The organism is Streptomyces beijiangensis, from assembly GCF_017315755.1.
Lineage (GTDB): Bacteria > Actinomycetota > Actinomycetes > Streptomycetales > Streptomycetaceae > Streptomyces > Streptomyces beijiangensis.
Window position 1 is genome coordinate 1 of the sequence record NZ_JAFLRJ010001425.1, and the last position, 300, is coordinate 300.

Below are 300 nucleotides of genomic sequence, written 5' to 3' on the forward strand. Positions count from 1 at the left end.
CCTCCACCATCGCCCGGTAGTCCGCGACGGTGAACTGGTACACCCTGAATCCGCGGTGCTGATCGGATTCGAGCAGGCCCTGCGCGGAGAGATCGAACAGCGCTTCGCGGACAGGCGTCGCGGAGACGCCGTACTGCTCGGCGATCTGTTTGACGGTGAACTCCCGTCCCGGCTGAAGACGCCCCGCAAGCACCTCGTCACGCAGCGCGTCCGCGATCTGCTGCCGCAGCGTACTGCGCGTGACAGCTCCGCTCGCGCGCATGAGCGCCCCTCCCCTGTTTCGGTTTCGGCCACCTTAGA

Annotated in this window: 1 protein-coding gene; it reads right to left on the reverse strand. The window is 66.7% G+C overall.

What is annotated here, in order from left to right; genetic code table 11:
• Positions 1 to 262, reverse strand: a 262-nt coding sequence (locus tag J0695_RS42115) for a GntR family transcriptional regulator (RefSeq protein WP_206970076.1), incomplete at its 3' end; no start/stop codon positions are given.
• Between the last annotated feature and the right edge of the window lie 38 nt (positions 263 to 300).